Genomic DNA, 16,233 nt, shown 5'->3' on the forward strand with positions numbered 1-16,233 from the left:
AAATCATTCACGAAGTTTGTGGCGTGAGGATGAATTTCAAGGCTGGTTACTATGCGTTGCACACCCAGGTAGCAGGTGGGCATTGTCAACCCTTGGATTAGGTTCGCCATTGGCCTTGTCTGTCCTGTGTGAGTAAACAGTAACTAGACTGTAACTACTGACCAATCACCAGAAAAATTCTACTGGCCAATCACCAGAAAAATTATTGAGCAAACACTGCATCAAACATGCATCAAACACTGCATTGGAGAAGGGTTTCTTCTTCTAAGAGAAATGGTATGCACTAAAACGACTCAACAAGCTGCACCAGAAGCCAGATCACAAGGCGCATCAAAAGGCGCATCAGAGGAAGTGGTCCGAGGATATACCCTACCTTCACTTCTAAATGATGCCTGCGTTGATACTCCCAATCCCCATGCCTTCAACCAATGGACGGAAGCCGGATGGCAACCGCTATCCAATCAGGCATTTCGAACGGCGGTTGAATCTTTGGCGCTGGGATTAGTGGAGTTGGGGTTAAAGCAGGGCGATCGGGTTGCCCTACTGATGCACAGCGATATTCACTTCTGCATCGCCGATCTAGGCTGCCTGCTAGCCAACTTGGTAGATGTCCCGATTGATCTAACCCAAACCCTCGAACATATTATTTTTGTGCTGCGGCACAGTGAGGCCAAAGTTCTGATCATTTCCAATTTGGATTTGTTGACCCAGATTGCGCCTTATCTGGAAAACACCGCATTGCAGCAGATCATCATAGCCACAGTACCAGACCACTGGACCCCAGCGACTGCATCCACCTCCAAGTCGGCCCAGAGCAAGGCTGAGCCAATTCCTGAAACCGCCTGTCTCGATGTGCCGATGCTGCTGCATCCGGTTGCCAATCACCCGGCCGGTTCCTTTCCTTGCCATCTGCCGGTTTATTCACTAGCCGCCATTCAAACTAAAGGTCAGGAGGTAGGGCCAGAAACTGAATCGCGACTCCAGCAGTTGCATGCCAACTTGCAACCGTCTGATTTGGCGACGATCGTTTACATCCCCGATGAACATGGCCAGCCCCAGGGAGTCATGTTGACCCACGAGAATCTGTCGGCCAATGCCCTCACCTCGTTTGCCGTGATTCCTGGTTTGAGGCGCAGTGCAGAAGTTGTCCTTTCTTTTCTGCCGTTGAATCATGTTCTCGCTCGTACCCTACTGTACGGTCACATCAGCCAGGGATACAGCATCTATTTCTCTAATCCGAATCATGTAATGAAGCATCTCCAGCAGGTACATCCGACCATCCTCGTAACAGTGCCGCTATTGCTGGAGAAAATTTATAGCAAGATTCTGGAAACCAGCCAGAAATCCGGGTCGGTTCTAGAGCAGGTCCTGTTGCGCTGGGCCTTGGCATTGGCTCGGCAGTACGAACTGGGCAATCCTCCGCGAGGAGTGTATGCCCTTCAGCTCAGGCTCGCCGACTGGCTGGTGTTTGCCAAATGGCGGGCACTGTTTGGCGGGCAGCTTACCTATCTAATTTGTGGTGGAGCGACCCTGCGCACCGAATTAGCGAATCAGTTTGCCGCTGCCGGACTGCCGATCATGAACGGCTATGGTTTGACCCAGGCCAGTGCGGTCGTCTGCTGCAATCGGGGTGAACTGAATCGGGCGGGTACGGTCGGCACTCCGATTCCGGGCGCAGAGGTCAAGATCGCGGATGATGGCGAAATTTTGATCCGCGGCCCCTATGTCACACCGGGCTATTACAAAAATCCGGCAGCAACTCAGGCAGCGATCGATCCAGAAGGCTGGCTGCACACCGGCGATCTGGGTCAATTTACCACGGAAGGGTTCCTGCAACTGACTGGGCTGAAAAAAACGCTGTTCAAACTTTCGACCGGCAAATACATCGCGCCCCAGCCGATCGAACAACGGTTGAACCAATCGCCCTTTGTCAGCGAAGCCATTATCGTCGGGGCCGATCAAAAGTTCTGCGCGGCTCTGTTGGTTCCCAATCTGGAGGCGTTACACAGCTATGCCCTAGAGGTGGGGCTGAATCTACCTGCGGAGGAACTGCTGAAGCATCCCTGTGTACTAGCCCTGTATCAGGCAGTCGTGAATATGGCCAACTGTCACCTGCCCTATTGGGCGACGGTGAAGCGATTCCGCCTACTTCCTGCCACGGTCATCTCTGCGGCGGTTGAAGGAGGCTCTTTAACAAGCTCTTTAACGACCAATCGGTCTCAAACGCTGCAAGCATTGGCTGATGAAATCACTGCTCTATTCGCCGAGAACCCAACGCGAACCATCAAACTCACCAGCTCGAAGCGGAAACACAGAGGATTTTTCAAACCGAAGCAATCTCCAGTTCATGAACCAATGAACGAACCAGTTCATGAATCAGTTGATGAACCAATCGAAGCACTCTGTCCCACAATTCCGGTGACGCCCTGTCCAGTGGTAGCTCAGTCGCTGAACCCCCGTCTGACGACCCTCCGCTCGGTTGTGCCCTTCCTGTTAGGGACTGGAATCAATCTGCCTGATCTGCCGAGCCGAATTGCCAAGTTAACCGCCATTTTTTGACGTTTCAACAAGAGGTTTTTAGCATCATGTTTAAGCCATTCCGAACTGCTGCTGTGCTGGGGGCAGGCGTGATGGGAACCCAAATCGCGGCCCACCTTGCCAACGCCGGTCTGATGGTCGAACTACTCGATCTACCGGCTGCTTCTGCCTCCAAAAATGACCTAGTCGAAGCAGCGTTTAAGAAAGCCCTTAAACAGTCGCCTCCGATTTTCTTTACCGAGAAAACCGCGCATCGGGTCAGGCTGGGCAATTTCGAGCAGCATTTTGACCGCATCGCCAATGTGGATTGGGTGATCGAAGCGGTGGTAGAGAACCTAGACGTGAAACAGCAGTTGATGCAGCGGCTGGAAGCCACCGTTAGCGAACAGACGATTATTTCCACCAACACCAGCGGTTTACCGATTCAGGCGATTGCCCAAGGCCGCTCTGATTCCTTCCGGCGGCGATTCCTCGGCACTCACTTTTTCAATCCGCCTCGCTATCTGAAATTACTGGAATTGATTCCCACTGCCGATACCGATCCGCAAGTTTTGCAACGGATGCAGTGGTTCGGGCGGCTCCATCTCGGTAAGGGCATCGTGGTCGCCAAAGACACGCCGAATTTTATTGGCAACCGAATCGGCATGTATGTCACCATGCTGGGTTTACAAGCCTGGATCGAGCAGGGATATACGATCGAAGAAATTGACGCCCTCACCGGCACGCTGATCGGACGCCCCAAATCGGCCACCTTCCGCACGGCGGATTTAGTCGGACTCGATACTCTACTGTACGTGGCTGAAAATCTCTACCCCGCCATTCCAGACGATGAGAGCCGCGAGACCTTTCGGGTACCGGAAGTACTGCGCAAACTGGTGGCCACCGGCACGCTCGGCGCTAAAACCGGCCAGGGATTTTACAAAAAGCAAAAGGGTGAAATTCTCTCCTTGAACCGGGAGACGCTGACTTATGAGCCAGCCAAACCGCTGAATTTCGATATTCAGTCGATTCAGGCCATCGAGAAACTGCCCCTAGCCGAGCGTCTGCGGGCACTCTACCGTGATTCGGGCCGAGCCGGAACCTTCTTCCGTCAAACCATGCTGGCCATTTTGGCCTACAGCGCCCGCCGGATTCCCGAAATCGCCGATCATCCGATCGATATTGACCGGGCCATGCGCTGGGGTTTTGGCTGGGAGCTGGGACCATTCCAGATCTGGGATGTGCTGGGATTTGACACCGTCTGCGCCGATATGAAAGCCGCCGGTATCCCAATCCCCGGTTGGGTCGAGAAAATGCACCGCAACAACACCGAAAGCTTCTACTGGAATCACTATGCCTATGAGCCAACGTATCAGTACGTGCGGGTAGAAACCCCTGCGGATGAACTATCCCTCGCCGACTTGAAAGCCAATCCAGACTGCATCCTCTGGGAAAATCCAGAAGCAGCCCTGTTGGACTTGGGCGACGGGGTGGCGCTGTACGAGTTTCGCTCCAAAGGCAACACCCTCAGCCTGAATGTGGTCAAGGGATTGGCCGAAGTTCTCGACCGACTGGAAAGCGACGATGCGCTCAAAGGCTTGGTGATTGGCAACGACAGCCCCAACTTTTCCGGCGGCGCAAATCTAGCAGAAATTGCCATGATGGCCCAGTCCGGTCATTTCGATGCGCTTGCCGATCTAATCGTGCAGTTTCAGTCGATTCTGCAACGCCTGCGCTATGCCAGTAAGCCGATTGTGGCTGCAATTCAGGGCCGGGTGTTGGGAGGTGGCTGTGAGCTGGTGATGGCCTGTCCGGAAGTGGTGGCGGCTGCCGAAACCTACATTGGCTTAGTGGAACTCAGCGTCGGCCTGATTCCAGGAGCAGGCGGCATTATGCGCACCGTCGCACGAGCTGTGGAACGAGCCGGCTTTGAGACGCCCGAGGCCGTGCGCCCTTACCTGAAAGCCACCTTCGAGACGATTGCCACGGCTAAAGTGTCGAACAGCGCCTACGAGGGGCAGGCCCTCGGCTTCCTGCCGCCCACCGCGACGATTGTGATGAATGGCGAACGGCGACTGTACGTTGCCAAACAGCAAGTGCTGCATCTCGACCGCCTCGGCTACCAGCCTCCTCCAGCCCAAAACGCCATCCTGGTTTTGGGTCGTCCGATGCGAGCCGTTTTAGAACACGCGGCCTACATCTTCCAGCAGGGCGGTTTTGCCAGTGAATACGACCGCTATTTAGCGAATCAATTAGCCTACGTCATGACCGGCGGCGAGCTAACTACAACCGCATTTGTCTCAGAAGACTATCTGCTCCAACTCGAACGCGAACGCTTCCTGCCGCTGCTGCACCAGCCGAAAACGCAGGCCCGGATTGGTCACATGTTGAAAACGAAAAAGCCACTGCGAAATTAGAGATGGAGGAGATGCGGCTCGTGAGCCTCGCTGAAGGAGGGGAGATGAGAAAGGTGGGGATGATGGGGAAGACAATATGATGAACATAGGGAAATGAAATTATGAAAGACGCATATATTGTTAGCAGTGTCCGTACTGCGGTGGGTAAGGCTCCTCGCGGTACGCTTCACACGATGCGGCCTGATGACATGGGGGCCGTTGCTGTAAAAGCAGCGATCGAGTGTGTTAAAGGACTGGAGCCAGCGCAAATCGATGATGTGATTTTGGGCTGTGCCTTTCCGGAGGCGGAGCAGGGCTTTAATCTGGGGCGGATTGTGGCCCAGCGGGCTGGATTACCCGATTCGGTAGCGGGCTGTACCGTGAACCGATTCTGTGCCTCTGGACTGCAAACGATTGCAATGGCAACCCAGGCCGTTATGACCGGACAGGCGGAGGTGATGGTGGCCGGAGGAGCCGAGTCGATGAGTTTGATTCCGATGGGAGGACACACCCTTGCTCCTAATCCCGACCTGATCGAGACAGCACCGCAAGCCTACTGCACGATGGGCTTGACCGCCGAAAATGTAGCCCAACAGCACCAGATTTCCCGTGAGGATCAGGATGCCTTTGCTCTGCGCTCGCACCAACGCGCCCTAGCCGCGATCCAAGCTGGCAAATTCGCCGAGGAAATTGTGCCGCTTCAGGTACGCGAAACCGTCTACAGCGATGATCACCTGGAAACTCAAGAAATCCTGTTTCAAACCGACGAAGGACCGCGTCCCGACACCAGCCTAGCGGCCTTAGCCAAACTACCGGCAGTGTTCCATACCCAGGGATCGGTAACGGCGGGAAACGCCTCCCAAATGTCGGATGGAGCAGCGGCAACGGTGGTGATGAGCGAGCGCATGGTGAACCAATTGGGCGTAAAACCAATCGGTCGGTTACTAGGATTTGCCACCGCCGGCGTGCCACCCGAAATCATGGGCATTGGTCCAGTCGCGGCTGTTCCGAAAGTGCTGCAACAGGTGGGTTTAACGCTGGATGATATCGGTTTAATTGAGCTGAACGAAGCCTTCGCCGCCCAAAGCCTCGCCGTGATCCGCAAACTGAATCTAAATGAAGAGATTATCAACGTGAACGGTGGTGCGATTGCCCTCGGACATCCTCTGGGTATGACCGGAGCCAAACTAACGGCTACAATCCTGCACGAAATGAAACGCCGCCATGTGCGGTATGGTCTAGTAACCATGTGCGTTGGTGGCGGTATGGGAGCGGCGGGGGTGTTTGAGAATTTGATGGGGTGATGGGGAGATGCGGCTCGTGAGCCTCGCCGAACGAGGGGAGATGGGGGAGATGCGGCTCGTGAGCCTCGCCGAACGAGGGAAGATGGGGGTGATGGGGAAGGTTATTTGATGGTCCAGTGTGGGGAGTTATTAATTAGATGGACAATGCCGCTGAGAATTTGGTTGTAGGTGGCGTATAGGGTTCTGCCTTCGGGTGGGTCTAGATAGTGGCATTTGACGGCGAATTTAATCCATACTTGGGTTTCTGCGACCTCGGCTTCACAGTCGTTGAGTTTAGCGACAAAAGCAGCTTGATAACGCCGTTTTCTCCACGCTTCCGCTAAATTGGCACATACCGAACGAGAGGATCGCCGCATCTGATCGGTCAATGCATACCGCTCCTCGACCGGAAATCTCTTAGACAACTCAAAAATCCGCATTGCCGCCTCAAACGCCATCTGGTAAACCACCAGATCCTCATGACTCCTAACCAACCTCACCTTCCCCATCTCCCCCATCACCCCTCGTTCGGCGAGGCTCACGAGCCGCATCTCCCCCATCTCCCCTATCTTTCCCATCACCCCTCGTTCGGCGAGGCTCACGAGCCGCATCTCCCCCATCTCCCCTATCTTTCCCCTACTCCTCAATCAACAATCGGAGAAACCCCATGCTCCAACCAACCATTAGCATCCCTAGTTTTCTGATTCTCGTTTTACTGCTCGGCTACCTGGGCGTTCCCCTCTGGCTGTGGACAATTTATCTGGCAGCTGTGTTGTTTATATTCAATTCACCATTCTGGCTCTGGGGATTGTTTGGCATCATAGCCGTGATGCTGAATTTATCTCTTGTGCGTCGCTCTTTGATTACAGCTCCAATCATGCGAGCGATTCAGAGATTCAATGTTTTGCCTAAGATCTCAGAGACGGAAAAGGCAGCAATTGAAGCCGGAACGGTTTGGGTCGAGGGCGAGTTTTTCTCCGGTGCACCCAACCTGACACGTCTAGCTGAACAGCCCTATCCGCAGCTCACGCCGGAGATTCAAGCCTTTTTGGATGGGCCGGTCGAGCAGGTCTGCCGCATGGCAACGGATTGGGAAATCTATCGCCGCAAAGATCTGCCGCCGCAGGTGTGGCAGTACCTGAAGCAAGAGCGCTTCTTTGGCATGATGATTCCCACCGAATACGGCGGACTGGGGTTTTCTAATCTGGCCTATAGCACGGTGATGGTGAAGCTGGCGTCGCGCTCGTTTATTCACACGGCTACGGTAGGGGTGACGAATTCCCTGGGTCCAGCGAAGCTGCTGCTGAATTATGGCACTGCGGCCCAGAAAGATTACTATCTGCCGCGTTTGGCCAGAGGCGACGAGATTCCTTGTTTTGCCCTGACTGAACCCCAAGCCGGATCGGATGCGGCCAGTATCACGTCCGAGGGCATTGTCTTTCGCGGTGAAGACGGTAAGCTATATCTGCGTCTCAACTTCCGCAAACGCTACATTACCTTGGGAGCGATCGCCACGCTGATCGGGCTGGCTTGCAAACTGCGGGATCCGGAGAATCTACTTGGCAAAGGCGAACAGGTCGGCATTACCTGCGTGCTGGTGCCGGCAGATACGCCGGGAGTCATCCTGGGGCGACGGCATGACCCAATGGGCGTTCCGTTCTACAATTCGCCAATCGCAGGTGAGAATGTGGTCGTGCCGGTCGAGCAGATTATTGGTGGGGTAGAGCAGGCGGGTCAGGGCTGGAAGATGCTGATGCAAACCCTAGCGGCCGGTCGCGGCATTAGTTTTCCGGCTACCTGCACCGGCATCGCTAAGCTGGTGACGCGCGTGACAAGTGCCCATGCCACGGTGCGCCGCCAGTTCGGCCTCTCGATTGGCCGGTTTGAAGGCATCGAGGAACCTTTAGCCCGGATTGCCGGATTCACCTACCTGATGGAAGCTGCCCGCCTCTACACCTGTGCCGCTGTTGACCAAGGAGAACGGCCCGCGGTGGTGTCTGCGATTGCCAAGTATCACTTCACCGAACTGTCGCGTCACCTGATCAATGACGGCATGGACATTCTGGGCGGCTCCGGCATTTGTCGCGGACCCAGAAACCTGTTGGCGAATATCTACACCGCCACGCCGATTCCGATTACGGTAGAAGGCGCAAATATCCTCACCCGCACGATGATGATCTTCGGTCAGGGCGCCATTCGCTGTCATCCCTATGTCTACCAAGAAGTTACTGCGCTCCAAACCGGAGATGTCATCGCCTTTGATCAAGCTCTCTGGCAACACATGGGCTTATTTGTTCGCAATAGTTTTCGCGCCGTTTTGCTCCATTTATCGCAAGGTATGATTGCTCGTTCTCCGGTGTCGGGACCCACGGCCAAATATTACCGCAAACTGGCTTGGGCCTCTGCCACCTTTGCCAGCCTCACCGATCTGGCGCTGATCGGGTTAGGCGGCAGCCTGAAGCGCAGAGAAACCCTGACGGGTCGTTTTGCTGATGTTTTGTCCTGGCTGTATCTGGGTACGGCTACCCTACGGCGATTTGAGGCGGAAGGACGCAATCCCGACGATTTACCCCTAGTGGACTGGGCAATGCAGTACAGCTTTGCCCAAATTCAGCAGGGCTTTGAGGGGATTTTCGCCAATTTTCCCATTCCGGTTTTGGGTGCCCTGTTCCGAGGGCCGGTTAGTGCTTGGTGGCGCTTCAATCCGCTTGGTAGTTCACCCAGCGATGCCCTCGGCCATCAACTCGCCCATGCCCTGCAAATTCCAGGTCAAATTCGCGACCATCTCACCTCCCATATCTACCTACCCAGCCATCCAGACGAAGCCCTGGGTCGCCTAGAGCAAGCCTTTCGCCTCAGCGTGGCCGCAGAAGATATTTTGAAAGCGATCAAAACCGCCAGTCGGGCCGGCCACCTGCCGCAGGCCAAACCGGAAACACTACTCGATGCTGCTGTAGCTGCCGGTGTGATCACCCTGGACGACGCCAACCTCGTGCGCGAAGCCGAACTCGTGCGCAATGATGCCATTCAGGTAGATACCTTTACCCTGGAGGAATACCAGCAAAATCAGCCATTGCCAGAATTCCATTCGGTCGAATATCGCTAGTTGACCCTTGAAATCACGAAGGTTCAGGCAGGAAAGGATATGATAAAACCTATCACCGTCGATTCCAGCTTTGTCTACGGTGAGTGAACTTTAGGCGTAGCCGGTGTAGCCGATGGTAGCGATTCAGCTTCGACAATTCGAGATCTTGCCGGGACAGTCATTGCTGCTCCATGGTATAGGTTGGTCTGAGTTTGAAGCCATTCTGGCGGAACTGGGAGAGCACCGCAGTATTCGGATTGCCTATGACAATGGTTGGTTAGAGCTAATGACCCCACTGCCCGAACACGAGTATTTCAAAGAAACAATCAGCGATGCGGTCAAAGACATTGCAGAAGAACTGAATCTTGACTACGAAAGCTATGGGTCTACAACCTGGCGGCAGCGAGCCAAGCAAGCCGGACTAGAGGCAGACAATTGTTTCTACTTCCAAAATGAAGCTCGCATTCGCGGCAAGCTCGAAATTGATCTAGACCATGACCCACCTCCCGACCTCGCCTTGGAAATCGACATTACCCGCAAATCGCTAGAGCGCTTTCCAATCTACGCTCGGCTGGGTGTGCCCGAACTCTGGTGTTACGACAGCGGAACGCTGAGAATTTATTTACTTCAGCAAGCGCAGTATGTGGAGGTAGCTCAAAGCCAAGTGTTTCCTTCGCTGGCCATTCAGGAGTTGCCCCGCCTGATTGAGACGTATCGCCATCAGGGTCGGTTGGCGTTGCGGCGCGCCGTGCGAGCGTGGGTCAAAACTCAGAAGTAATGCCTTTGGGCAGCCTCTTTTGTCAGATTTTTTTGGTGGATTCTTCTGTCAAACTATAGATGAAATGAAGATGAAATAACGAGTTTTAACAGGAGGAGATATGACTGCACTACACCGATCGGCATCCGCCACTTGGACCGGCACCGTACAGCAAGGGCAAGGCCAAATTAGCGCCACCAGCAATGTGCTGAGCAACACCCCCTACAGCTTTGCCACTCGCTTTGAAAATCAATCGGGAACCAATCCTGAAGAACTCATTGCTGCTGCCCATGCCGCCTGTTACAGCATGGCCCTGACGCTCACCCTCAGCGAAAAAGGATACCAGCCCCAGCAGGTGCAAACCCAGGCCACCTGCACAATTGAATCCCAGAATGGCGGCTTCAAAATCACGACCATGCAGTTAGAAACTCAGGGTGATGTCTCCGGCATTGATGCTGAAACCTTCAATCAAATTGCCCAGGAAGCGGAACAAATCTGCCCGGTTTCTAATGCTTTACGCGGCAGTGTGACAATCAACCTCAAAGCATCTTTGAAATAACACCAGGCTCGATTAACGGGAGTTGGGGCCAGATCTGGAACGATGGTCAGTGAGCAATTGACACAGTTGATTGCAGTTGATTACAGATAAAACTCATCATCCAAGAGCTGCCCCAACGCCTTCAGTAGTGACACCAACTCGAATATCTTCTTAACCAAGATAGCTCAATGCAATCGTTTAGTGACGAGGACGCAGATAAGGTTGGCCTCGATACAGCAAAGGCTGAAAGCTTGACGGAATTTGCACATCTGACGAGTGATTATCGGTCAGCTGCAGTGGGGTCATTAAATACAAGGTCTCCAGTATATAGCGTACCCCTCGATACGACAGATGCAAAGTTGATGAACTGTTAGATAAATCATTAGATGAAGCATTAGATGAGATATCCAGTATATAGCGCACTCCTCGATATAACAGATATATAGTTGATGGATCGTTGAGTGGGTTATTGGATAGATGGTTAGATGACTTTTTAGATGAAGCGTGATTGAATCCTTTCATAGCAGTCCTCCATTTCAAGAGTAATTTAGGAAAGCAAATGAACCAGCAATCAAGACAAAAGCGTTGATTGAATTAGCAACCTTTGCGCATCGAGAAGAACTGCTTTGCAGGTCGGGGAGTTGTGCCCAAGCTAGCGGTAGCGCTCGATCAAATCGCTGTTTCGATTGGCTGGCATAATCATGAGTTTGCCGGAACTAAACCAACAAAATTTCTCAGTTTGAGTCGCTGTTTTGTTGCAGGTGTTGCAGGTGTTGCAGGTGTTGCAGAAGCAAAGCTGAGACGTTTCGGTTCTCCAGATCAGTGATAGTCAGTAACAGCAGGAGATGCTACAGCAATTCACTGTAAATGTTGCAAAGAAACACTTGAAACAACAGGAGCTAACCGATGAAAGCCGTAGTAGAGTTACTGGAAGCTTATCGTCGATCGCGTAGAAGGGTAAATGCACGCGAATTTTTACGCTTAATTGTGCCCGATCCAGATGCCCACGCAGTGACGCTCAACCAATATCGGTTCAACGAGGCAGCTAGCTGCACAGAGCTAGCAACCCTGATTCAGCAACTCGATGGACAACCACCAGAGCTAGTGCGGGATCTCGCCCAGCATTTGGCTGAAGAAGCGCAACATGCCGCATGGCTGACCGAGCTATTAGTTGAGCTAGACTTGAGCGTCGAGAATCCACCCCGACTGTCCTACCTGAGCGAATTCAATCATTTGCTCGATCCACAGGTAAAGCAGCCTCACCACCACGAGGATTTTGTCATTGCGTCCTTAGCGGCTATCAATGCCAGCGAAAAACGCGGTTGTGAAAATTTTGCCGCTCACATTTATGTGCTGAAACAGCAGCCCCAAACCGCAGAGGTGAGCAAAATTTGCCAGACGATCGAGCGGATTTGGGTTGAGGAAGTGGAACATATTCACTGGGGCAATCGCTGGTTGGCTCACATCGCGGCTCAAAGTCCTGCCCATCGTCGCCAAGTAGAAGTTGCCAAACTGCGATATGGCTTAATCGAACAAGCCGCCTACAAGGCCACGCTGGATCTAACCATTGGTGCCGAATGGCGGCGAGTTCAAGACTTAGTCTCGATTGCTAGAACCATGCCGCTGTGGACGGGAATTCAGTATTTTGTCACTCGGCTGCCTCGCACTGTGCTCGCTCCTGATCTGCAAATCACCCGCATCTACTACATTCGGCAAGCATTGCAGCAAAACCCCCAGGAATTTCTCAAACTTCTGCCTACGCTGATCTGGGGGGCATCATGAAACACTATCGCATTCTGACTGTCGATGGGGGAGGCGTGCGGGGGCTGATTTCTGCCATCTGGCTCCACCACCTCCAGCAGCAGTTGAGCCAACCCATTCAAACCTATTTCGACTTAATTTCTGGCACCTCTAGCGGCAGTATTATTGCCTGTGGTTTAGCCGCCGGCATCGATACCCAAACCCTAGTGAATCTGCTGCTCCACGATGCCCAACTCATGTTTCCCTCCTCCAAGACCAGCATCTGGCAACCGTTGAGTTGGTTGTTTCGGGATCCCTATCGACATCCAATTTATGACGGAACTGCGATGAGCACATTTCTGCAGCAGATGTTTGGCGGAATGCGCTTCGGTGAGCTTGTGAAACCCACGTTAGCAACCAGCTACGACATGCTGAATCGCACACCCCTACTGTTTCACAGTACCGATTTGGCTCACGCCAACTTGCCAGTTTGGGAAGTTTGTCGGGCCTCTACTGCAATTCCGGCCTATTTCCCGCCCCATACCGTCTCTCTGCAGGGGCAAGCCATTCCCTGCATTGATGGCGCATTTGCTGCCAAAAATCCGACTATGAGCGCCATTGCAGCAATGTTCAAGGCAAATCAACAGGTAAATCAACACTCTACTCAACCGCTCAATCTCGATCAGATTGTGGTCGCCTCTTTTGGGGTTGGACGGTTGAAACCTGAGGTGTCTGCGGCACAGGCCCGCCGTTTGAGAGCGTTAGCATCGGCAGTACCGCTAGTCCATGCCTTGGTGGATGGTCCTGCCGATCTGACTGACTCTCTCGCCGAACAAATGCTGGCTGCCAATCATTACTTTCGCTTTCAAACCGCGCTCGCAGTCGAGGACAAAGTAGACGATACGGATCCAGCTCATTTAAACCTCTTAGCAGACGCGGCAGAGACTTATATCAACGGCATTGGTAAAGCCAAACTCGATGCCCTTGCCCAACTTTTGACCCAGTCTCAACAACGGACAGAACGACCCATTTCGCTTTGGCCCGTTGCCGTGCGATCGGCATGTTAAAGCTGCAATCTTGATTGCGCAACATGGTTTTGAATCAAATTCCATCCAATGCGGTTTGGTAGGACCTCGGTTCGTTCACCATACCGCAGTTTTGATATTTCAGCTCGATAGATACAGGGTTGCCATACTAGTTCTTAGTTTTGAGTTTTGAGTTTTGAGTTTTAAGTTTTAAGTTATGGAACCTGCACAATGTAGCCTGTTGAGCTTGGTGCTCTGTAGCTCAATCAAAGGGAAATGGTACAGATGAATAGACAGAGAGTCATAGCTATTTTTCCATTCATTATGCATGTATAAATTCGCACATCAATTTCAGCAATTCTTTAGGCTTCTCTCAGCGCTTTCTCAGTTTTTCCCCCAACCCTGCTTAGGTCAACCAGCCAGTATGGATAGCACAGACTAACCAAGTGCTATTTATCTACTGAGGGAAGTATGATCGACTCTATTAAGGCATCTCCAGCCGGACTCGGCCTCGTGGACCAAGCGAGGCGCAAGAAACGGTGGAACAAAACGGCCGAAGTTTGGTGCAGTCAGGCATTTACATCGAGAGCAACGCTGAGTCGCTTTTGGGCTGGTCAGGCAATCCGTAGCGAGATGTTTATCGCCATCTGCGAAGCGGTCGGGGTAGATTGGCAAGCAGTAGCAGAACCGCATCCGGCCAACGATCCATCGCATCGTCAGGCTAGTGACCGTACTGCGCCAAACTCCACTAACTCGAGTCAGGAAATAGGCTCCTACATAGAACCGTACTGGGACAGACCTACCTGTCCAATTTGGGAAGAAGTTCCAGAACCAGCGTTCTTTTGTGGCCGCACTAGCGAGTTGCGAACCCTTGAAAACTGGATTGGATCGGATCGCTGTCGTTTGGTCGGACTACTGGGGCTGGGTGGAATCGGCAAAACGGCTTTAGCCGCTCAGTATACCCAATTACATCGAGATGAGTTTGAATTTGTAATCTGGCGCAGTCTCAGCCCTACTCTTTCACCCGCCCAACTCCTCACCGAACTGCTCCAAACCCTGTCAGGACAACAATTCAATCAGAGCAATCAGAGCAATCAGAGCAATCAGAGTGAGAAGCCAGACAGCCAAGTCCTGATTCAATACCTACGCGCCCACCGCTGTTTAATTATCCTGGACGGAGTAGAAACCCTTTTGCCGAGTCAGAGAACGACAGATGATAGGAGTCAGTTAGCAAATGCAGAATATCAGGCTGAATATATCCAGCTACTAACTAAACTAGGCGAAGCCAATCATAGAAGCTGTGTTCTGTTTACCTCTAGAGAATACCCATACCAGCTATCCAGGCTTGAGGGCGAAGCCTTTCCCGTTCGCTGCCTGCATCTGGGTGGGCTATCCCCGACCGCAGTTCAGCAACTCGCTCAAGCCAAGGGCAATCTAATTGGCGCAGTAAGCGAGTGGGCGGCCCTAACCGAGCGTTATGCAGGTCATCCCCTAGCGCTAAACCTAGTTGTATCAACAATTCGCAATCTGTTTGGCAGCAATATTACAGCTTTTCTGACTCTGCTTGACCACAGCCCTTTCCTGATCGAAGAGGTGCAGGAGTTATTAGAAGCACACCTGGATCGACTTGGTAGAGTACCCCAAGATTTGCTGAGTTGGTTAGCGCTCAACCAAAAGCCAGTTACTCTGGAGGAGCTACAGGAAGGACTTGCCTATTCAATTTCAACCAGTGAACTGATGCAGGCCATTGCTACACTCCAACGGTGTGCTCTAATTGAAATCACCACCGCATCGAGCTGTAGTCATATTGGTCAAGAAACAGTGACGCTGAAGTATACAACAAATTTACTAATTCAACAAATTAGCTGGCCATTTGGCAGGCATTTTGCCACTACAACCAACTCGAATAACATGAACATACTCAATGAGCAATCAGATACACCTGAAGAAATAGCAATGTTTAATATCAGACAATCTTCTCATCCTGAGCGAAACAGAGAATCTGTGCTCAATTAGGTCAACAAGCCATTTACCCTACAGGCAGCCTGATGGATCGTTAAAGAAATTGCTGTTAAGCTGCTGAAGGCTACTCAAACTGCCCCCCTACCATTCCTAGCGTACATCCACCGTTTTCGTTACTGGTTGGCGTAGCTTGCCGTTGGCTGAGGGCTAGAATCCTCTACTCAAATTAGCTGTTTCGCACTTGTACGCATAAGACCATTTCCCTTTGATTGAGCTACAGATCACCAAGCTCAACAGGCTATATTGTGCAAGTTCCATAACTTAAAACTACGTGCTCTGCACAGGCTACGCCACCAAAACTCAAAACTAAGAACTGGCATAAGACCGTGACATTTCGTGCGACTGAAGCTTGATTTCCTCCTCAGGAATGACTTAGCCTCTAAACTAATGATTTTCTCTGATTGAATCAGAGTTAGGATAATGAATCAACTCAAACAAAAATTCAGCCTGATCATTCCGTTCGCATTATCGCTGATGGTAGGATTGGCAGTTCTGATATTTACCCCAATAGCCACCGCCCAAACGCTGACCTCAACTGAATTGCCAGCCGTAGAATGGTTGAAATTTCAAGTTCCAGCGGCCCAGCAGCCTGACTTCATTGCACAAGACGCAGCGATTTGGACGCCCGTTTTGTCTAGCTATCCAGGGTTTCAAACCAAAGAGATCTGGACGAATCCAGACCGCCCTGATGAGTTAGTCATAGTGATTCACTGGGATAGTTTTGCTGATTGGCAAGCCATTCCCAAGAACGTTCTTGATCGTACCACTGAAAAATTTCACGCGGCAATGAACGCCGAATATACACCAGAGGCAACAGGATTTCGCCTAGCATGGCGTTCTGATTCGGAATAAATCACCTGGGTTATGACA

Annotated in this window: 12 protein-coding genes; 11 read left to right on the top strand and 1 reads right to left on the bottom strand. The window is 52.2% G+C overall.

Annotated elements, in window-relative coordinates; genetic code table 11:
• Positions 1-273: 273 nt before the first annotated feature.
• The 3 genes from HJG54_RS31350 (at position 274) to HJG54_RS31360 (ending at position 6,217) form a co-directional block, all read left to right on the top strand.
• The gene (locus tag HJG54_RS31350) at positions 274-2,559 is read left to right on the top strand and encodes an AMP-dependent synthetase/ligase (RefSeq protein ID WP_316437062.1); all 2,286 of its coding nucleotides are present in this window, start codon (positions 274-276) and stop codon (positions 2,557-2,559) included.
• Between the two features lie 26 nt (positions 2,560-2,585).
• Positions 2,586-4,934, top strand: a complete 2,349-nt coding sequence (locus tag HJG54_RS31355; protein WP_316437063.1) for a 3-hydroxyacyl-CoA dehydrogenase/enoyl-CoA hydratase family protein — start codon at positions 2,586-2,588, stop codon at positions 4,932-4,934.
• 101 nt (positions 4,935-5,035) lie between these two features.
• Entirely contained in the window at positions 5,036-6,217 is a 1,182-nt protein-coding gene (locus HJG54_RS31360) for a thiolase family protein (protein ID WP_316437064.1), read from the top strand.
• 101 nt (positions 6,218-6,318) lie between these two features.
• Here the strand turns inward: HJG54_RS31360 and HJG54_RS31365 are convergent, their stop codons facing one another.
• Positions 6,319-6,807 carry a four helix bundle protein gene (locus tag HJG54_RS31365; protein ID WP_316437065.1) on the bottom strand — a complete coding sequence of 163 codons (489 nt, stop codon included), beginning with the start codon at positions 6,805-6,807 and terminating at the stop codon, positions 6,319-6,321.
• Between the two features lie 56 nt (positions 6,808-6,863).
• On the opposite strand from HJG54_RS31365, the gene HJG54_RS31370 reads away from it, so the two are divergent.
• The 8 genes from HJG54_RS31370 to HJG54_RS31405 all read left to right on the top strand — a co-directional run bounded on the left by HJG54_RS31370 (position 6,864) and on the right by HJG54_RS31405 (position 16,215).
• Positions 6,864-9,302, top strand: coding sequence for an acyl-CoA dehydrogenase (locus tag HJG54_RS31370; protein WP_316437066.1), 2,439 nt, complete (start codon positions 6,864-6,866; stop codon positions 9,300-9,302).
• Positions 9,303-9,414: 112 nt separating this feature from the next.
• Complete coding sequence (locus HJG54_RS31375) at positions 9,415-10,059, top strand: Uma2 family endonuclease (protein ID WP_316437068.1); 645 nt, start codon at positions 9,415-9,417, stop codon at positions 10,057-10,059.
• 100 nt (positions 10,060-10,159) lie between these two features.
• Entirely contained in the window at positions 10,160-10,597 is a 438-nt protein-coding gene (locus HJG54_RS31380; RefSeq protein ID WP_316437069.1) for an OsmC family protein, read from the top strand.
• Positions 10,598-11,180: 583 nt separating this feature from the next.
• Positions 11,181-11,402 (top strand): hypothetical protein, encoded by a 222-nt coding sequence (locus HJG54_RS31385; RefSeq protein ID WP_316437070.1) that lies wholly within the window; start codon positions 11,181-11,183, stop codon positions 11,400-11,402.
• 80 nt (positions 11,403-11,482) lie between these two features.
• On the top strand, positions 11,483-12,358 hold the full coding sequence (locus HJG54_RS31390; RefSeq protein WP_316437071.1) for a ferritin-like domain-containing protein: 876 nt from the start codon (positions 11,483-11,485) through the stop codon (positions 12,356-12,358).
• The gene (locus tag HJG54_RS31395; RefSeq protein WP_316437072.1) at positions 12,355-13,383 is read left to right on the top strand and encodes a patatin-like phospholipase family protein; all 1,029 of its coding nucleotides are present in this window, start codon (positions 12,355-12,357) and stop codon (positions 13,381-13,383) included. Before HJG54_RS31390 ends, HJG54_RS31395 begins: the two co-directional genes overlap by 4 nt.
• Positions 13,384-13,812: 429 nt before the next feature.
• Positions 13,813-15,357, top strand: coding sequence for an NB-ARC domain-containing protein (locus HJG54_RS31400; protein WP_316437073.1), 1,545 nt, complete (start codon positions 13,813-13,815; stop codon positions 15,355-15,357).
• A 426-nt stretch (positions 15,358-15,783) separates the two neighbouring features.
• The gene (locus HJG54_RS31405; protein ID WP_316437074.1) at positions 15,784-16,215 is read left to right on the top strand and encodes a TIGR03792 family protein; all 432 of its coding nucleotides are present in this window, start codon (positions 15,784-15,786) and stop codon (positions 16,213-16,215) included.
• Positions 16,216-16,233 lie beyond the last annotated feature (18 nt).

This window comes from Leptolyngbya sp. NK1-12 (assembly GCF_032598965.1).
Lineage (GTDB): Bacteria > Cyanobacteriota > Cyanobacteriia > Elainellales > Elainellaceae > Elainella.